The following is a 17512-nucleotide window of genomic DNA, read 5'->3' on the forward strand; positions in this document are numbered from 1 at the left end:
GTCGTGGCAGTCTGTGCGCATGCTCCTGGTCGACGAACTGCGCCGGCGGTACGCCGCCCTCGGCACCCGGCGCGTCGTCTGGATCTGTGCCGTGGCCGCGGTGCTGCTCCACTTCCCGGCGCTGATGTGGCCCCTGGGCCCGGACGAGTCCGGCTACACGCTGGTCGGGCGCCACTGGGACCCCGGGCCGGGCTCGCTCTATGGCGACTACTGGGTGGACCGGCCCCCACTGCTGGTCCTGCTCTATCGCTGGGCCGACCTGGTCGGCGGTCCCTACTTCCTGCGCCTGGTCGCGGCCGTGGGCTGCGGCTGGCTGGTCGTGGTCGCCGCCCGTACGGCGTACCTGGTCAACGGGGCCCGGGCCGCCCGGTGGACGGCCGTGGTGGCCACCGCGCTGACCAGCACCACCCTGATCGACCCGGTCCAGGCCAAGGGCGAGGTGCTCGGGATCCCGATCGTGATGACCAGCATCTTGTTGAGCGTGGAGGCGCTGGCCGCGCTCGGGCTGGGGTCCGGGCAGGAACGGGCCCCACGCCGGCTGCGTGCGGTGGCGCTGGCCGCAGGAGCGGGATTCTTCGCCACGCTGGTACTGGGGATGAAGCAGAACATGGTCACCGGGCTGGTCTTCGGTGGCGTCCTGTTGCTCACCTCCGTGGTGGTGGGACGGTTGTCCCGGGGCGACTTCCTCCGGCTCACCGCCGCTGCGCTCCTCGGTGCGGCCGTGCCGATCGTGGCCACGCTGGGCTGGTGCCTTGCCGCCGGGGTCGGCCTGGACGAACTCGCCTATGCCGTCTTCGGGTTCCGCTCCGATGCGCTCGAGGTGATCGGGTCGCAGATGCTGGGCAACTCGAAGAAGCGGGCGGTGATCATCACGCTCTTCTTCGTGCTGACCGGGATGGCCCTCTTCATGGTCCTGCTCGCCACGCGATTGCGCGAGGCGTGGCGCGCGCATCCCGGCATCACCGCGGCCACCTGCGCCGTGATCGCGGTGGACGGGGCCAGCCTCGGGCTCAGCGGCAGCTTCTGGAGTCCCTACCTGCACCTGCTCACGCCGGCCACCCTGCTGGCGGTGCTGCTGCTCGCCGGCGCCTCGGAGACGGCGTACACCTGGGCGCGCCGCTCGGTCGGGTTCGCCGTGGCGTCGGCGGCAGCGGGCCTGGTGGTGTGGGTCGGGCAGAACGCGGTCGGCTTCACCTCGCCGCAGGCCTACGCGACCGGTGAGGCGATCGAGGCTGCCGCGCAGCGCGGGGACACGATCATGGTGCACGGCGGGCGGGCGGACATCGTGATGGGCGCCAACCTGGCGGCGCCGTACCCGTATCTGTGGAGCCTGCCGATGCGTGCCCTGGACGGCGACCGCACCCAGATGGTGGAGCACCTGACCGGGGAGGACCGGGTGACCTGGTTCGTGGAGTGGATCCCGCTCGACGAGTGGACCAGCGAGGGCACGATCGACCTGGAGGTGGCGCTCGACCTGGGCTACGTACGCCACGGTTCGGCCTGCGGCGGCGCCCCGGTCTACCTCCGCAACGACGTCGAGCGCGCTGATCTGGCGCCCGAGTGCGGCTCCCCGTGGCGGATGTGGGACCGGCTCCTGGATTGAGCGGCCGGCCCGGTGGTCCGCGCTGACGACGTACGCCGTGACTTGTACGGTGCTGGCGCCGCTACCCCATCCATCAACTTGTGCGGTGCTGTTGACGAAAGAGGGGTGCACAGCACTACTCAAGCGACAAGGACTCCGCGTTACATGCGGGATTGCGGTGGCCGGAAGTGGCGGACGGCCCGCAGCGCCGAAGCACTGCGGGCCGTCTGCGGAGTGGATCAGTGGCCGTGACCGTGACCGTGACCGGCCGCGGGCTCGTCCTCTTCCTCTTCGGGTTTCTCGACGACCAGGGTCTCGGTCGTCAGCAGCATGGCTGCGATCGAGGTGGCGTTGACCAGCGCGGAGCGGGTCACCTTCACCGGGTCGAGCACGCCCTGGGCAACCAGGTCGCCGTATTCACCGGTGGCCGCGTTGTAGCCCTGGCCGACGCCGAGCTCACGGACCTTGGTGGTCACCACGTAGCCGTTCTCGCCACCGTTCTCGGCGATCCAGCGCAGCGGCTCGTCGGCAGCCTTGCGGACCACGCGGACACCGACGGCCTCGTCACCGTCCAGGCCGAGGTCACCCTCGAGCGCGGCAACGGCGTGGATCAGCGCGGAACCACCGCCGGGGACGATGCCCTCCTCGATCGCGGCGCGCGTCGCGGAGACGGCGTCCTCGATCCGGTGCTTCTTCTCCTTCAGCTCCACCTCGGTGGCGGCGCCGACCTTGATCACGCAGACGCCACCGGCGAGCTTGGCGAGGCGCTCCTGGAGCTTCTCGCGGTCCCAGTCGGAGTCGCTGTTCTCGATCTCGGCCTTGATCTGGGCAACCCGTGCCTCGACACCGGACGCCTCACCGGCGCCTTCGACGATGGTGGTGTTGTCCTTGGTGACCACGACGCGGCGGGCCTGGCCCAGCACTTCGAGGCCGACCTGGTCCAGCTTGAGGCCGATCTCGGGAGCGATCACCTGGCCACCGGTCAGGATCGCGATGTCCTGCAGCATGGCCTTGCGCCGGTCACCGAACGCGGGCGCCTTGACGGCGACGGCGTTGAAAGTGCCCTTGATCTTGTTGACGACCAGGGTAGACAGGGCCTCGCCCTCGACGTCCTCGGCCAGGATGAAGAGCGGCTTCCCGGTCGCGATGACCTTCTCCAGCAGCGGCAGCAGGTCGGAGATCGCGGAGATCTTGCCCTGGTGCAGCAGGATGTAGGGGTCCTCCAGGACCGCTTCCATCCGCTCGGCGTCGGTGACGAAGTATTGCGAGATGTAGCCCTTGTCGAACTGCATCCCCTCGGTGAAGTCGAGCTCGGTGCCCATGGTGTTGGACTCCTCGACGGTGATCACACCGTCCTTGCCGACCTTGTCGAAGGCCTGCGCGAGCAGGTCACCGATGTGCTTGTCGCGGCTGGAGATGGTCGCCACCGAGGACATGTCCTCGACGGAGTCGACCTCGCGGGCAGCCTCGAGCAGCGCGTCACTGACGGCAGCGGCCGCAGCGTCCATGCCGCGCTTGAGGCCCATCGGGTTGATCCCGGCGGCCACGGCACGCAGGCCCTCGTGGACCATCGCCTGGGCCAGCACGGTGGCGGTGGTGGTGCCGTCACCGGCGATGTCGTTGGTCTTGGTGGCAACTTCCTTGGTCAGTTGCGCACCGAGGTTCTCGAACGGGTCGTCGAGTTCCACCTCCCGGGCCACGGTGACACCGTCGTTGGTGATGGTGGGAGCGCCCCACTTCTTGTCCAACACGACGTAGCGGCCCTTGGGGCCGAGCGTCACCTTGACTGCGTTGGCCAGGGCGTCGACGCCCCGCTCCAGCGCGCGACGAGCATCCTCGTCGAACTCAAGAATCTTCGGCATTGCTTCTCCTCAATAGAACTCAGGGGACGAAATGGCAGCAGCCCGCCGGTGGCCACGAGGACCCCTGGCGGGCTGGCGCCCGGCTGCCGAGGCGGACGAAGGAGGCGACCTTTGAGCGGAGCGGTCGTCGACCGAGGCCAACGCCGGCAGCCGGGATGCCAGTCCGTCAGGAAACGATGGCGAGGACGTCGCGGGCGTTGAGGATCAGGTACTCCACACCGCCGTACTTGACCTCGGTGCCGCCGTACTTGCTGTAGATGACCTTGTCGCCGACCGAGATGTCCATCGGGACGCGCTCGTCACCGTCGTCGTTGAAGCGACCCGGGCCGACCGCCACGACCTCGCCCTCCTGGGGCTTCTCCTTGGCGGTGTCGGGGATGACCAGGCCCGATGCCGTGGTCTCCTCCGCCTCGAGCTGCTTGACGATGATGCGGTCCTCGAGAGGCTTGATGTTGACCGACACGTGTCGACCTCCACTTTCTCCACTTGTTCTGGTTCACGGGCTGGGCGACCCACGTGGAGCGGGTCTCCCGGGAAGTTTGAGCCTGCAGATGAGTACGCCGTCGCGGGGGTCGCACTCGGTTGCAAGCGCTGGCACCCTCAGGGCGAGAGTGCCAGAACAGACGTTAGCACTCTCCTCAAGTGAGTGCCAGAGTCGGGGCCGCCCGGATCCGCCCAGACGCCGCTATCGGCGCCGCGAGCACCGTCGGCGAGGATGGACGCATGGATCTCGAGACCTTCACCTGGTTGCTGGGCGACGATGGCCAGCGCCTCCTCGAGGCGGCCACCCACGCGTACGCCGATGCCGACGGTGACCCGGTGCGCTCGGCCGCCGCCGTACGCAGGCTCGAGTCCGACCCCGACCGGGCCGCGGCCGCGCTGACCCAGGCGCAGTTGAGGGCGCGCGCCGTGGCGAAGTTCGACGCCGACGCGACCAGCATGTACTTCACCCCCGACGCCCTGGAGCAGGCCACCCGGCGCCGCGTGGCCGACCACCGGGCCGCCCGGCTCGCCGCCGCCGAACCGCCGAGCGTGCTCGATCTCGGCTGCGGCATCGGCGGCGACCTGGTCGCCTTCGCCCGCGCCGGACTGACCGTCGCCGGCGTCGACCTCGACCCGGTGCGCGTCGCGATCGCCCAAGCCAACCTGGCCGCCCTCGGCCTGGGCGGCGCCGTCCAGGCCACCGACGGCACCCGGCTCGACCTCGACGGCTTCGGCGCGGTCTTCGCCGACCCGGCACGGCGCCGCGGACGCGGCCGGGTCTTCGACGCCGAGGGCTGGACCCCGCCGTGGACCTTCGTCCAGGGACTCTTCGACCGCCCCTCCGTGGTCAAGCTGGCGCCGGGCATCGACCACGACCTGATCCCCGAGGGCACCGAGGCGGAATGGGTCAGCGAGGCCGGCGAGGTGAAGGAGGCCGTGCTCTGGTCGTCGTACCTGGCGATCGCCCGGCGCCGCGCCACGGTGCTCCCTGCTGCCGGCGGCCTGGCCACCCTGACCGAGGCCGACGACCCGTGGCAGGGCAAGGACCGGCCGGTCCGTGCATTGGGCGACTTCCTCTACGAACCTGACGGCGCGGTGATCCGTGCCGGCCTGGTCACCGCGGTCGCGGCCGGGGTCGACGGCGGCCTGCTCGACGAGCACATCGCCTATGTCACCGCCGACGGCGCCTTCCGCTCCCCCTTCGCCCGCGGCTACCGCGTGATCGAGGAACTGCCCTATCGCGAGAAGCCGCTGCGGGCGGCGCTGCGCGAGCGCGGCATCGGCCGGCTGACCATCAAGAAGCGTGGCGTCGACGTGGTCCCCGAGCAGTTGCGCAAGCGCCTCGCCCTGCACGGCGAGCAGGAGGCGACCCTGGTGCTGACCCGCATCGCCGGCGCGGGCACTGCCCTGCTGGTGCAGCCCCTCTGAGCGCACGCGCTCCGCTCAGCAGCCCGTCCGCTCCACGCCGTCCACCTCAACCGGCAACGTCCCGGGTGCCCTCGCCCGGCCGGTGAGCACGGCCACCAGCGCCTCCATCGCCGCCGGGGTCTCGCCGTACGTCGCGATCCGCACCGGCGCGTCACTGCGGCCCAGCACGTACGGCGTGTCCGTGGCCACCACGATGTCCGCCCGGGGCGCTGCCCGGCCCGGTCCCGCCAGCGCCACCGTCTTGCCGCGGCCCAGCGGCACACCCGCAGCCCGGGCGGCAGCCTCCAGGCGCCGGGCCCGCTGCGAGGAGCCGACCACGGTGATGCCGTCGGGCACCAGGTTGCCCTCACATGGCCCTGCGACCACCGTGATCGCACCCGCCGAGAGCGCCCGTGAGGCCTCCTCCCCGCTGCCGGGCGCTGCCTGCTCGGTCTCCGTTGCGGCCAGGTGGATCATCTGGGCCAGCATCCGCGTCGCTGCTTCGTCGAGCCGTTCGGCGGGCAGGTCGCCGGACTCGACCGCGGCGACGATCGCGGCGCGGGCGACACGCGGGTCGGGCGGCATCAGCACCACGTCGACCCCGGCCGCCAGCGCCAGGACCGACGCCTCGCCGGAACGGTGGCCGGCCTGCACGCCGGCCATCTCGACGGCGTCGGTCATCACCAGGCCGTCGAAGCCGAGGTCGTCGCGGAGCAGGCCGGTGACCACTTCCCCGGAGAGGCTGGCGGGCGTCCCGGGGTCGATCGCCCGTACGTCGATGTGCCCGACCATGATGGTGGGCACGCCGGCAGCGACCGCCTCCCGGAACGGGACCAGGTCGGTCCCGTCCAGTTCGGCCCGGGTCCGGTCCTGCACCGGGAGCTCATGGTGGCTGTCGGCGGGCACCGAGCCGTGGCCCGGGAAGTGCTTGGGCACCGGCAACAACCCGGCCTCGGCGATCCCGGTGGCAGCAGCGACCGCCTGGTCGGCCACCACGGCAGGATCGCTGCCGGGCGAGCGGGATCCGATGGTGGGATCGTCCGGCCCGGACGTCACGTCCGCGATCGGCGCATAGGCGGTGGTGAAGCCGAGGTCGGCCAGCTCCGCAGCGCTGGCCCGTGCGGCGTTCCTGGTCAGGTCGACGTCACCGGCGGCCCCGGCGGACATGAACGTGGGGAACTCGGTGGCACCGGCCTTGACCCGCGCGACCTGTCCGCCTTCCTGGTCGACGCTGATCATCAACGGACGGTCCACCTCGGCCCGCAGGCGCTGGTTGCTCTCCCGGATCTGGTCGGTGGAGGTGATGTTGTCGCTGAAGACGATGACCCCGCCCAGGTGGAGCTCCTCGACCAGGTCGACCGGCGCCGAGGTGCCGCGATAGCGGGCCACGATCACCTGGCCCGCCCGCTCCGCAAGCGTCATCGCCTCCACCTGCCGCGCCGCCTCGGCGAGCTCGGCCGCCGACGGTCGCAGTGCCCGCAACGCCGTCGGCTCCACCGAGACCGGCGGTGCGGTCTCGACGACCCGGGGACCGGACGACTCCCCCGGCCCCGACCCACTGCCCGTGCAGCCGGTCAGGACCAGGCCGAGGGCCAGTCCGATCGCCGGCAGCAGGCCCCGCTTCACGGCCAGCGGGCCACCGGCGGCCATCAGGTCGGCAGGTCCATCGTCGTACCCCCGCGGGCAAGGATCGATCGCTCGGTGCGGGAGACGAGGGCGAAGAGTTGCCGGTTGCCACCGACCCGGCGCCGTTCCGGCACGACGTGCCGCGAGGCCCGCACTCCCGCGGCGATCCCACGGAACGCGGCCTCGTGCACCGGACTCCAGCGCATCCCGTAGAGGTCGCGCACCCGCGGTGGCAGCAGGCCGCGGACCACGAAGTTGTTGGCCCGCACGCCGGGGCGCATCAGCACCGGCACGGGCATGTCGTTCGCGATCGCCAGCCCGACCACCCGGGCCTCCTCGGTCAGGTGGAGTTCCGCCGAGGCCAGCTTGTCTGCCATCCACTCGTCGAACTCACCGGCGCTGGCGGGTGCCACTGAGCGGGGCATCCCGAAGAGTTCCCCGAAGCGGACCCAGTCGGTCCACAGCTCCTCGCGCTCGGCGGGTGAGAGCGGCCGCACCAGTGCCTCGTAACAGGCCCGGGAGGAGTCGGCGAGCATCGCCATCGTCCACAGCATCAACTCCGGGTCGAACGCGTCGTACGGCGTCCCCTTGGGGTGGATGCCCTCGTCTCGGGCCAGGCTCCCCTTGACCCGGGTGTGCATCTGGTGGACCTGGGCGAGCAGAGCGTCCGCCTGCTCACGGGTGCCGAAATAGATCACCTCGAAGGCGGTGGCCGTGCTGGCCAGGCGCTGGAAGGGCTTCTCCTTCGACCGGGTGGAATCCGAGGTGCCCACATAGGGAATCGGGTGCGTGGCCCCGATGATCAGCGCGCGCTGGCCATAGGTCTGGCCGACCGGTCGCTGCTCCTGGACATGCCGGAGCAGCGAACCGGTCGGGAAATAGCCAGCAGTCATGGCTCAGGCAGGCTGGGCGCCCTGGGAGATCCAGTATTCGTTGAGCGCGTCGTTGGTCTTGAAGAACCAGATGAACGGCCCGACCAGGATGAACATGCCCGGGAAATACCACAGTCCCGTCATCCCGCTGACCTTCGGCTCCTGCCCTCGACTGGCACGGAGGTTCCCGACCTCGTTGGAGAGCAGGAACGGGTTCACGATGCCCACGAAGATCGCCAGGATCAGGGCGATCACCCCACCGAGACCCTGGTTGGAGTGACGCTTCATCTCGTCATGGGTCATGTAGTAGTAGACGATCCCGTAGATGCCGCAGGTGACGATGAACAGCAGCACACACGTGCCGTTGCTGCGCACCTTGCCCAGCGGACCGCCCTGCCACTGGTGCATCTGGCCGGCATCGACTGGCGGTGCGGACTGCCACCCGGGCGAGGCATACGGCGCACCCGGGGGTGGGCCGGCGGGCGGCTGCTGCCCCCAGCCCTGCGCCGGGTCCTGGTTCTGCTGGGGTTGGTCGGGGAACTGGTTCTCGGACATCGGATTGGCTCGCTTCCGGAGGGAGTCATCTGGTCAGGTTGGTCTTCTCGGCACCGATGGTGGTGTCGTCGCCGTGCCCAGTGTGCACGATCGTGGCCTCGGGAAGGGTGAACAGGCGGGTCCTGATCGACTCCTCGATCGTGGGGCGGTCCGAGAAGGACCGGCCGGTCGCGCCCGGGCCGCCGTTGAAGAGGGTGTCGCCGGTGAAGACGGCGCCCAGCTCCGCGGCGTACACGCAGACCGCGCCGGGCGCGTGGCCGGGCGTGTGGATGACCTGCAGGGTGGTGCCGCCGACCTCGATCTCCTGGCCATCGGCCAGGTCCAGGTCCCACAGTTCGTCGGTGTGGGTCAGTTCCCACAGCGGCTTGTCGTCGGGATGGAGCATGATCGGCGCCCCGGAGCCGCCGTTCGCGGCCGTCCGCAGCGCTGGCGCCACCCGGACGTGGTCGTCGTGGGCGTGGGTGCACAGGATCGCCTTGATCCGCCGGTCGCCGACCACCGCCTGGATGGCGTCCACGTCATGGGGCGCGTCGATGACGATGCACTCGGTGTCGTCGCCGATCACCCAGATGTTGTTGTCCACCTGGTGGGTCTCGCCGTCGAGGGAGAAGGTGCCGGAGACCACTGCGTGGTCGATGCGTGCGGCCATCAGATGATCACCACCGAGCGCAGCACGTCGCCGTGGTGCATCTTGTCGAAGGCGGCCTCGATGTCGTCGATGCCGATCTCCTCGGTGACGAAGGCGTCCAGGTCGAGGCGGCCCTGCTGGTAGAGGTCGACCAGCATCGGGAAGTCACGGCTGGGCAGGCAGTCGCCGTACCAGCTGGACTTGAGCGCGCCGCCGCGGCCGAAGACGTCGATCAGCGGCAGGTCGGGCACCTTCATGTCCGGGGTCGGCACGCCGACCAGGACCACGGTCCCGGCCAGGTCGCGGGCATAGAAGGCCTGCTTCCACGTCTCCGGGCGACCGACCGCCTCGACGACCACGTCGGCGCCGTCGGCGCCCTCATAGGTCTGGGCACAGATCCGCTTGATCTCCTCCACCGGGTCGACCTGTGAGGAGTCGACGGTGTGGGTGGCACCCATCTCCTTCGCCTTGGCCAGCTTCTTCTCGTCGATGTCGACCGCGATGATCGGGCTGGCACCGGCCAGGGCGGAGCCGGCGATCGCCGCCACCCCGACACCGCCGCACCCGATCACGGCCACCGACTTGCCGCGGGTCACCGCACCGGTGTTGATTGCGGCGCCGATCCCGGCCATCACGCCACAGCCGAGCAGGCCGACCGCCGCTGCGCGGGCCTCCGGGTCGACCTTGGTGCACTGGCCGGCGGCGACCAGGGTCTTCTCCGCGAACGCGCCGATGCCGAGTGCCGGGGAGAGTTCGGTGCCGGCGTCGTCGCCGTCGGCAAGCGTCATCTTCTGGGTCGCATTGTGGGTGTTGAAGCAGTAGTGCAGGTCGCCGCGCTTGCAGGCCCGGCACTCGCCACACACGGCGCGCCAGTTCAGCACCACGAAGTCGCCGGGCGCCACGCTGGTCACGTCGGGGCCGACTGCCTCCACCACGCCGGCGGCCTCGTGGCCGAGCAGGAACGGGAAGTCGTCGTTGATGCCGCCCTCGCGGTAGTGGAGGTCGGTGTGGCAGACCCCGCACGCCTGGACCTTGACCACGGCCTCGCCCGGTCCCGGGTCCGGGACGTTGATCGTCACCACCTCGACCGGTGCTCCCTTTGCCCTGGCCACCACTGCACGTACCTGCTGCACGATTCCTCCTGGTCGTCGGACTTGCTGGGACCAACCTAGCCGCGACCCGGTTTCCCCGAAACGCCACGCGCCAGGATGCAACCTTTGCCACCGCCACCACGTCTGGGGTGAGGAAGGATGGGTGGTGAATCCATGAATGTCGCGACAGACTCGGGAGCGATGGTGCAAACCGGAAGAACAGCGTCCAAGGATGCCGAGTTCAGTGCCTGGATGGCTGCTCGCCAGCCCGCGCTGCTGCGCACGGCGTACCTCCTGACCGGCGAGCACCACGGCGCCGAGGACCTCCTCCAGGTCACCCTTGCCAAGGTCTACCTGACCTGGCAGAAGGTGCGGGAGCGCGAGGCCATCGACGGCTATGCACGACGGATCATGGTCAACGAGAACAACTCCTTGTGGCGGCGGGCCTGGAAGCGGCGCGAGCACTCCAGCTCCGAGGTGCCCGAATGGGTGCCCGTGCACGACACGTACGACGAGGGGCGCAGCGGCCAACTCTGGGAACTGGTCAAGACACTCCCACCCAAGCAGCGCGCGGCCGTGGTGCTGCGCTACTACGAAGAGCTGAGCGAGGCCGAGACCGCAGACGTCCTCGGCTGCAGCGTCGGCACCGTGAAATCACAGACCAGCAGGGCCCTGGCCACGCTGCGGAGCACCGCGGGCGACCACGGCATCAATCGACAGGACCACCTCGGGGAGGAGGAGCGATGAACGAGAACGAAGACCTGACCCGCTCGCTGGGCCGTGAACTCCACGGCCGGGTCGACGGCATCCACGACGCACCGATCGGGCTCGACCAGGTGAAGGGCGCCGCTGGACGGATCCGACGACGCCGGGCACTGACCAGCGGAGCGGCCGCATTGGCTGCCGTGGCGATCATCGTCCCCGCCGGCCTCTGGGGTGCCGACATGCTGCCCCGCGGCGACGAGTCACCGCCGCCGGCGACCTCGACCCCCAGCAACGTCAACCCGACCGACCCGCCCAGCTCACCGGAGACACCCGAGCCGCCGGAGTTCGCTGACGAACCGATCGTCATCAATTCCGACGCCCCGCAGGGCGACGACCCGCGGATCGCCTGGGTCGACGCCGGCGTGCTGCACCTTCCCGACGGAAGCACGAAGATCCTGCCGAAGGACTACGAGACCCTGGTCCGGGCCGGCGAGGAATACGTCGGGATCCACGGTCAGAGCGGCGGCGACGACATCCGCATGGATGTGCTCGACGCGGACCTGAACATGGTGGATTCCTACGACGGCTACTCGGCGCCGGTCGCCACTGCGGACCAGACGGTGGCCGCCTGGACCGACCCAGCGGGGACGGTCTGGCTGCGCGCGAACAGCGAGACCCGCGAGTTCGCCCCGATCGGCCGGCCAGCCTCGCTGCGGGCCATCTTCGGTCCGGACTGCGCGAGCGGCGGCAGTCAGTGCCGGGTCTACTACGACGGGAACTCCGACGACCTCACTCCCGGCGCGGAGGGCGGTGCCGGGGCGGTCGGCCCGCAGGGTCCCGAGCAGTTGCCCGACGGGTTCATCAACTCGGGCGGCATCTCGGCCGACGGCATCCTGGTCGGCCTGACCAGTGGGTCGGACCACGATCCGGACGTGCCGACGACCAGCACGTTGTACGACGTGGTCGCGGGAGAACGGATCGCGGACCTGAGTGACGTCCGGTTCGCGTATGCCGTCTGGCGACCCTTCTCCCCCGACGGCCGGCTGGTGGCCGGGGAGAGGCTGGACCCAAACCTCGGCTCGACCCCGACCGGTCTGCAGGTCTTCGATGTGAGCAGTGGTCAAGAGCGGGTGACCATCGAGCTCGGCGACGACATGCCGGAGGGGACCACGCTGCAGTCGGGCTGGTGGGAGGACGAGACCCACCTGCTGGTGATGACCGTGTCACCCTCGGACGACGGCCCGGGCCTGTACGACCTCTACCGGGTCGGCCTGGACGGGACCGTGGAGCGAGTCGGCGAAGCCGGCTACGACAACGGCACGATGAACGTCCCCTGGCGGTTCGTCGGCTGACCCTGCATCGCCGAGGCGGCGTCAATTGACGCCGCCTCGGCGATCTCAGACCCAGACCTGGCTGACCGGCTGTGAGGAGTCCGCGGGGAAGTCGAGCGCCGACGGCCGGTGCCCCCGGGCCACGATCTCGGCGCCCAGCGCGGCGATCATCGCGCCGTTGTCGGTGCACAGGTTCCGCTTCGGCACCCGCAACTGGATGCCGCGCGCGGCCGCCCGTTCCTCGGCAAGGGCTCGCAGCCGTGAGTTGGCCGCCACCCCACCGCTGATCACCAGGTGGTCGATGCCGGTGTGCGTCGCGGCATCGATCGCCTTGCGGGTGAGCACGTCACAGACCGCCTCCTGGAAGGAAGCAGCCACGTCCGCGACCGGGACCGGTTCGCCGGCCCGCTGGCGGGCCTCCACCCACCGGGCCACTGCGGTCTTCAGCCCGGAGAACGAAAAGTCGAAGCGATGCCGTTCCAGGTCCCGGCGCGAGGTCAGGCCACGCGGGAAGTCGATTGCCACCGACGAGCCGGAGGCTGCCTCGGCATCGATCACCGGGCCGCCCGGATAGGAGAGCCCCAGCAGCCGGGCGACCTTGTCGTAGGCCTCCCCCGCCGCGTCGTCGATGGTGTTGCCCAGGGAGACGATGTCGGAGGTGATGTCGTTGACCTGGAGCAGATTGGAGTGCCCACCGCTGACCAGCAGTGCCAGGCACGGCTCGGGCAACGGGCCGTGCTCGAGCTGGTCCACCGCCACGTGCCCGGCCAGGTGGTTGACGCCGTGGATCGGCTTGTCCAGGGCCAGCGCCAGTGCCTTGGCCGCGCCGACGCCCACCATCAGCGCCCCGGCCAGGCCCGGGCCGGAGGTCACCGCGATCGCGTCCAGCTGGGCCAGCCGGATCCCGGCCCGCTCGCAGGCCAGCTGGATCATCGGCACGATCGCCTCCAGGTGGGCCCGGGAGGCGATCTCCGGGACCACCCCGCCGTACGGCGCATGCTGCTCCATCGAACTGGCCACCGCATCGGCGAGCAGGGTACGGCCGCGGACGATGCCCACGCCCGTCTCGTCGCAGGAGGACTCGATGCCGAGCACCAGGGGTCCGTCGGTCGCGCTCATCCTTGGCTCCAGTTGCACGACGGGCCCAGGGGCCGCTTCATCACCAACGCGTCCGACCCGTCCTTGTAGTAGTTCGCCCGCACGTCGACCTGGGTGAACCCGGTCGCGGCATAGAAGCTGATCGCCTCCCGGTTCAACGCCGAGACCTCGAGCAGCATCCGGTCGGCCCCGTCGTCGCGTGCCTGGCCGACGAGTTCGTCGAGCAGGCGTCGTGCGATGCCCTCGCGCTGGCGCGAGGGGTCGACGCCGATCCGCATCAGGTCGGCGATGTCACCGGCGAGCATCGTGATCGCGTGGCCGACCACCTCGCCATCGAGATCGGCCACCACGAAGGTCCGCCCCGGGCGCTCCAGGTCGTCGAGCAGGCTCTCGGTGTCCCACGCCTCGATGCCGAAGAGCTCCTCCTCGAGCGCGGCGATGGTGGCCAGGTCACCCGGCTGGGCGGCGCGGATCCGGGGCGCGCTCACGCGGGGCTCCCCTTGCCGGGCGAGACCGGCTTGGGGGGCGCGGGCCGCACCGCATCGGGGCGCCGCAGATAGAGCGGCTCCGGGTCGAGCAGTTCGGCCTGCTCGGTGACCACGGCCCGGCCGAGCCATCCGGCACTGGGCCGCAGCGGCTCGACACCGCGCACGAAGGCATCCGGATAGAGCCGGCCGCCCTCACCGACCACCGGCAGGTCACTCGCCACGTCAGCCGGGCGATCCACCGCCGGCTCACTGGTGCGCTGGCCCTGCTCGTCGTACGCCGCCCAGTAGACCTCCTTGCGCCGCGCATCGGTGGCCACCAGGAAGGGGCCCTGGACTGTCCCGGCGGCAACGGCCTCGAGGGCCAGCGCATCGAGTGAGCACACGCCGTACACCGGGATCTCCAGCACCATGGCCAGGGTGCGCGCAGTGGCCAGGCCGACCCGCAGCCCGGTGAACGGGCCGGGTCCGACACCGACCGCGACGGCGGTGACGTCGATCTGCGCGGCGCCCGCCTCGGTCAGCACGGCAGCGATCAGCGGGGCCAGTTGCTCGGCATGCTTCATCAACTCGTCGCTGCGGCGCTCGGCGACCACGGTGCCCGCGTCGTCGAGCAGGGCAACGGTGACCTGGGGAGAAGCGGTGTCGAGGGCGAGCAGCACACGACGAGACTAGCGACTCGCCTCCACCGGCGCCGCGGCGGCGTCCCGGCTGTTGCCGGGCCGGACCAGGTGCCCCACCATCGCTGCCAGGACCACCACCCAGGCGGCGAACGCCAGCCACAGCCACGCCTGTCCCAGGGTGGAGACCGCCGGCAACTGGTCGGCGCGTCCGAGCGAGATGCTCGCCACGGCATACATCCCCAGTGGAAAGACGATGCTCCACAGGTTCGGCTCATAGACGAGTGGCACCTTGCGCAGCACGTGACGCCACACGCCGGCAGCGAAGAGCACCGGGATCAACCAGGTCGCGAAGCACCAGAAGACCACCGACAACCCGGCGACCAGGTCCCGGATCGCATCCACCATCGGCGTGGAATCCATCTCCACGATGCCGGCGCCGGCCAGGATGGTGATCGCGATCGCGCCCATCGAGACCCAGTACGACGGCTCGAACTCCTCGGGCCCGAACGGATAGAGCATCAGGCGCAACGAGACGAAGACGGCGGAGGCGGCGTAGGTGACCACGCCCACCGACCAGGCGGTCACGGCCAGGATCGGCAGGCCCTCGACGCCGTGCACCCGGGCCAGGGTGGAGGCGACGATGGCCACCGACTGGCTGGCCACCACCCACACGAACCAGGTGCCGTTGGCGGCGAGCACGACCGGGCGTTCCTCGCGGCTCATCACCGCGCTCCACGGCACGACGTAGCCGAGCACCAACCAGACCAGCCCGCCGATTGCCAGTGCCACCGCCGTGGCGGCGTACCAACCCTCGATGCCGGCCCGGGTGCCGAGCACGTTGGTGCCGGCCACGAAGGTGAAGAAGCCGAAGGCGCGCTTCGGGTCACGGAAATCTGCCAGGAACCGGTCGCCGAAGGCGATCACCCGCCAGCAGGTGAGGACCAGCAGGGTCAGGTAGCCGACAATGCCCACGCCGAAGGTGACGGCCGACAGCAGGTCATACCCCTCGACCTCGAGGGCCACCGAGACGATGCCGGAGGCCATCACGAAGGCGAAGTAGCCGGGGCTGAGTTCGGCGACACCCTGCGCGAGCCTGCCTCGGCGTGCCACGGTCACGCCGTACCTCCGTCGGGTGCGCCCTGCGCCTCTCTCCCGTACGCCGCCAGGCCGCTCCAGTCGACGTCGAGCCAGCGCGCCCCCACGGGGCGGATGACGACCTGGCGCTCGTCGGTGTCCTCGATCGATGCCACGTCGCCCAGGGTCCGCACGATGTCGATCTCGAGGCGATCCTCGGCCAGGCCCTCGGCCAGGCCGGCCCCCCACTCCACGACGGTGACCGCCCCGGCCATGGTCATTTCCAGGTCGAGCTCGTCGAGTTCGTCGATGGAGCCGAGGCGATAGGCGTCCACGTGGACCAGACCGGGGCCGCCGACCAGCGAGGGGTGGACCCGGGCGATCACGAAGGTCGGCGAGGCGACGTCACCGCGCACGCCCAGGCCGGCACCGATGCCCTTGGTGAAGGTGGTCTTCCCGGCTCCGAGTTCGCCGGCCAGGATGACCAGGTCCCCGGCCCGGAGCAGCCCGGCAAGCCGTTCACCGAAGGCGTGGGCGTCCTCGGGGGTCGCCATGGTGAAGGTGCGCGGGAAGACCTTCGTCATGGACAGCTTCTCCCCCTCGCGGCCCGAGCGGACGAAGCCGTTGTGTTCCCAGAAGGCAACCGAGGCCGGCAACTCGACCCTGGCCACCACCTGCATCCCGGTCGCGCCCTGGGCCCGGGCGTGCGCCTCGGCGGCGGCCACGAGTTCGCCGGCAACACCGCTGCCCTGCATCCGGGGCAGTACGCCGACCCGGCGCAGCGTGACGGTGTCGCCGTTGCGTTCGAGGACCAGGGATCCGAGCGCTTCGCCGTCCTCACGGACCACGATCCCACTGCCGGCCGCCAAAGCGACGGCCAGGCTCTCCGGGGTCTCCGCGAGGGCCTCGGCGGGCGGATCGAGCACCGGGCGGGCGCCGAACGCCTCGGCGATCACCCGGTGCATCTCGCCGGCGGCCTCGGCGCCGACCAGTTCCGCGACGCGCGTCATCGCGGCAGGTTCCGGGCATGCGTGTCCGCCGCGGCCAGGAGTTCGTCGATCGCCTTGTTGACCTCGAGGTGCTGCTCCATGATCACCATGTGCCCGGCGCCCTCGCACTCGACCAGCGTGGAGTCGGGCAGCAGGGTGTGCATCTTGCGGCTGTGCCCGACCGAGGTGAGCTTGTCGCGGGTGCCGCAGATGATCGTGGTCGGCACCCGCTCGAGTGCGGAGAGGGCGGTGAACTTGTCGAGTGCGTCGAAGCTTGGGAAGAACTCGGCCAGCACGTCGAACGGGGTGCTGGCGAGCATCTGGTCCACGAATTTCACGTAGTCGGCCGGCACTTCTTCGCCGAAGGCGAAGTGGTCGGTGGCGACGATGGCGAAGTCCTTGCCCATCTTGCGAGCCAGTTCGACCACCCGGACCCCGCGGGAGAGGGCCACGATGGCCCGGCTGAGCAACTGCCCGCCATATCCCTTGGGCAGCATCGGCAACAGCACGTGGTGCGGCTTGAGGCCACCGGCCGTGGTGGCGACCAGGGCAACGCCGATCACCCTCTCACCGAAGAGTTCCGGATGCGACTCGGCCAGCGCGATGATCGACATCCCGCCCATCGAGTGGCCGACCAGGACCACCCGGCCCTCGGGGACCACCTGGTCGATCACCTCGTGCAGGTCCTCGGAGAGCTGCTCGATGGTGGCATGGGCGACCGGTGAGCGGCCGGATCGTCCGTGCGAGCGCTGGTCGTAGTAGACGGTGCGGACCAGGCCGCGGTAGCCGGCGCGCTGGAAGTGCCAGCAGTCCAGGCTCAGCGCATAGCCGTGGACGAAGACGACGGTGACCGGTTCGTGGTCCTCCCCCGACCACCGGGCACCTGCGCCGGTCGGGGTGGCCTCGTCGACCTCGACGTGGAGCGGCACGCCGTCCTCGGCGATGACCGTCCGGGCCGGGGAGTGCAGGGAGCCGAGCGCGAACTTCTCACCGCTGCCCCGCCGGGCGATGATCCGGCGGCGGCGGTGCATGTCCACGGCGCCGCCGACTGCGGCGACCCCGGCAGCGCCGGCGGCGACCTGGAGGATCCTCCTGGTCACG

The 17512-nt window shown here is 70.5% G+C and carries 17 protein-coding genes; 4 read left to right on the top strand and 13 right to left on the bottom strand.

Features of this window, described 5'->3' with window-relative positions; translation table 11 throughout:
• The first annotated feature begins 19 nt into the window (after positions 1-19).
• A complete protein-coding gene (locus tag Q9R27_RS08770; protein ID WP_311251984.1) occupies positions 20-1603 on the top strand; it encodes a hypothetical protein in 1584 nt (527 codons plus the stop codon).
• Positions 1604-1821: 218 nt separating this feature from the next.
• Here the strand turns inward: Q9R27_RS08770 and groL are convergent, their stop codons facing one another.
• Together groL and groES are read right to left on the bottom strand one after the other, a co-directional pair.
• Positions 1822-3444, bottom strand: a complete 1623-nt coding sequence (gene groL / locus Q9R27_RS08775; RefSeq protein WP_311251985.1) for a chaperonin GroEL — start codon at positions 3442-3444, stop codon at positions 1822-1824.
• Positions 3445-3610: 166 nt separating this feature from the next.
• Positions 3611-3907 carry a co-chaperone GroES gene (gene groES / locus Q9R27_RS08780; RefSeq protein ID WP_311251986.1) on the bottom strand — a complete coding sequence of 99 codons (297 nt, stop codon included), beginning with the start codon at positions 3905-3907 and terminating at the stop codon, positions 3611-3613.
• Between the two features lie 260 nt (positions 3908-4167).
• Here groES and Q9R27_RS08785 point away from each other — a divergent pair, with 260 nt between their 5' ends.
• On the top strand, positions 4168-5355 hold the full coding sequence (locus Q9R27_RS08785; RefSeq protein WP_311251987.1) for a class I SAM-dependent methyltransferase: 1188 nt from the start codon (positions 4168-4170) through the stop codon (positions 5353-5355).
• A 15-nt stretch (positions 5356-5370) separates the two neighbouring features.
• Here the strand turns inward: Q9R27_RS08785 and Q9R27_RS08790 are convergent, their stop codons facing one another.
• From Q9R27_RS08790 to Q9R27_RS08810, 5 genes are read right to left on the bottom strand one after another with little or no spacing between them, the layout of a single operon-like run.
• Positions 5371-6984: a glycoside hydrolase family 3 N-terminal domain-containing protein gene (locus Q9R27_RS08790; protein WP_311251988.1), complete on the bottom strand. Its 1614-nt coding sequence runs from the start codon at positions 6982-6984 to the stop codon at positions 5371-5373.
• A complete protein-coding gene (locus Q9R27_RS08795) occupies positions 6984-7853 on the bottom strand; it encodes an oxygenase MpaB family protein (protein WP_311251989.1) in 870 nt (289 codons plus the stop codon). Before Q9R27_RS08795 ends, Q9R27_RS08790 begins: the two co-directional genes overlap by 1 nt.
• A gap of 3 nt (positions 7854-7856) precedes the next feature.
• Positions 7857-8387 carry a DUF4234 domain-containing protein gene (locus tag Q9R27_RS08800; protein WP_311251990.1) on the bottom strand — a complete coding sequence of 177 codons (531 nt, stop codon included), beginning with the start codon at positions 8385-8387 and terminating at the stop codon, positions 7857-7859.
• A gap of 25 nt (positions 8388-8412) precedes the next feature.
• Entirely contained in the window at positions 8413-9036 is a 624-nt protein-coding gene (locus Q9R27_RS08805; RefSeq protein ID WP_311251991.1) for an MBL fold metallo-hydrolase, read from the bottom strand.
• Complete coding sequence (locus tag Q9R27_RS08810) at positions 9036-10148, bottom strand: S-(hydroxymethyl)mycothiol dehydrogenase (RefSeq protein ID WP_311251992.1); 1113 nt, start codon at positions 10146-10148, stop codon at positions 9036-9038. Before Q9R27_RS08810 ends, Q9R27_RS08805 begins: the two co-directional genes overlap by 1 nt.
• Before the next feature lie 159 nt (positions 10149-10307).
• Between Q9R27_RS08810 and Q9R27_RS08815 the strand changes: the two genes are divergently transcribed.
• Both Q9R27_RS08815 and Q9R27_RS08820 read left to right on the top strand, forming a co-directional pair.
• The gene (locus Q9R27_RS08815; protein WP_311251993.1) at positions 10308-10853 is read left to right on the top strand and encodes a SigE family RNA polymerase sigma factor; all 546 of its coding nucleotides are present in this window, start codon (positions 10308-10310) and stop codon (positions 10851-10853) included.
• Entirely contained in the window at positions 10850-12163 is a 1314-nt protein-coding gene (locus Q9R27_RS08820; RefSeq protein WP_311251994.1) for a hypothetical protein, read from the top strand. Before Q9R27_RS08815 ends, Q9R27_RS08820 begins: the two co-directional genes overlap by 4 nt.
• A 45-nt stretch (positions 12164-12208) precedes the next feature.
• Here Q9R27_RS08820 and tsaD read toward each other — a convergent pair whose 3' ends face one another.
• From tsaD to Q9R27_RS08850, 6 genes are read right to left on the bottom strand one after another with little or no spacing between them, the layout of a single operon-like run.
• The gene (gene tsaD / locus Q9R27_RS08825; protein WP_311251995.1) at positions 12209-13261 is read right to left on the bottom strand and encodes a tRNA (adenosine(37)-N6)-threonylcarbamoyltransferase complex transferase subunit TsaD; all 1053 of its coding nucleotides are present in this window, start codon (positions 13259-13261) and stop codon (positions 12209-12211) included.
• Positions 13258-13728, bottom strand: a complete 471-nt coding sequence (gene rimI, locus Q9R27_RS08830) for a ribosomal protein S18-alanine N-acetyltransferase (RefSeq protein WP_311251996.1) — start codon at positions 13726-13728, stop codon at positions 13258-13260. The genes tsaD and rimI overlap by 4 nt, the downstream gene beginning before the upstream one ends.
• Positions 13725-14387 carry a tRNA (adenosine(37)-N6)-threonylcarbamoyltransferase complex dimerization subunit type 1 TsaB gene (tsaB, locus tag Q9R27_RS08835; protein ID WP_311251997.1) on the bottom strand — a complete coding sequence of 221 codons (663 nt, stop codon included), beginning with the start codon at positions 14385-14387 and terminating at the stop codon, positions 13725-13727. Before tsaB ends, rimI begins: the two co-directional genes overlap by 4 nt.
• Before the next feature lie 9 nt (positions 14388-14396).
• Positions 14397-15464 (bottom strand): tellurite resistance/C4-dicarboxylate transporter family protein, encoded by a 1068-nt coding sequence (locus Q9R27_RS08840; protein WP_311251998.1) that lies wholly within the window; start codon positions 15462-15464, stop codon positions 14397-14399.
• A complete protein-coding gene (gene tsaE / locus Q9R27_RS08845; RefSeq protein ID WP_311251999.1) occupies positions 15461-16432 on the bottom strand; it encodes a tRNA (adenosine(37)-N6)-threonylcarbamoyltransferase complex ATPase subunit type 1 TsaE in 972 nt (323 codons plus the stop codon). The genes Q9R27_RS08840 and tsaE overlap by 4 nt, the downstream gene beginning before the upstream one ends.
• Positions 16429-17511 (bottom strand): alpha/beta hydrolase, encoded by a 1083-nt coding sequence (locus Q9R27_RS08850; protein ID WP_311252000.1) that lies wholly within the window; start codon positions 17509-17511, stop codon positions 16429-16431. The genes tsaE and Q9R27_RS08850 overlap by 4 nt, the downstream gene beginning before the upstream one ends.
• Position 17512: the final 1 nt, after the last annotated feature.

The organism is Nocardioides sp. AE5, from assembly GCF_031844485.1.
GTDB lineage: Bacteria > Actinomycetota > Actinomycetes > Propionibacteriales > Nocardioidaceae > Nocardioides.

What these genes read in the sequence shown, in the direction of transcription:
- Q9R27_RS08770 (WP_311251984.1), top strand. Translation starts at nt 20, where the DNA reads ATGCTCCTGGTCGACGAACTGCGCCGGCGGTACGCCGCCCTCGGCACC.
- groL (WP_311251985.1), bottom strand. Translation starts at nt 3,444, where the DNA reads ATGCCGAAGATTCTTGAGTTCGACGAGGATGCTCGTCGCGCGCTGGAG.
- Q9R27_RS08785 (WP_311251987.1), top strand. Translation starts at nt 4,168, where the DNA reads ATGGATCTCGAGACCTTCACCTGGTTGCTGGGCGACGATGGCCAGCGC.
- Q9R27_RS08790 (WP_311251988.1), bottom strand. Translation starts at nt 6,984, where the DNA reads ATGGCCGCCGGTGGCCCGCTGGCCGTGAAGCGGGGCCTGCTGCCGGCG.
- Q9R27_RS08795 (WP_311251989.1), bottom strand. Translation starts at nt 7,853, where the DNA reads ATGACTGCTGGCTATTTCCCGACCGGTTCGCTGCTCCGGCATGTCCAG.
- Q9R27_RS08800 (WP_311251990.1), bottom strand. Translation starts at nt 8,387, where the DNA reads ATGTCCGAGAACCAGTTCCCCGACCAACCCCAGCAGAACCAGGACCCG.
- Q9R27_RS08805 (WP_311251991.1), bottom strand. Translation starts at nt 9,036, where the DNA reads ATGGCCGCACGCATCGACCACGCAGTGGTCTCCGGCACCTTCTCCCTC.
- Q9R27_RS08815 (WP_311251993.1), top strand. Translation starts at nt 10,308, where the DNA reads ATGGTGCAAACCGGAAGAACAGCGTCCAAGGATGCCGAGTTCAGTGCC.
- Q9R27_RS08820 (WP_311251994.1), top strand. Translation starts at nt 10,850, where the DNA reads ATGAACGAGAACGAAGACCTGACCCGCTCGCTGGGCCGTGAACTCCAC.
- tsaD (WP_311251995.1), bottom strand. Translation starts at nt 13,261, where the DNA reads ATGAGCGCGACCGACGGACCCCTGGTGCTCGGCATCGAGTCCTCCTGC.
- tsaE (WP_311251999.1), bottom strand. Translation starts at nt 16,432, where the DNA reads ATGACGCGCGTCGCGGAACTGGTCGGCGCCGAGGCCGCCGGCGAGATG.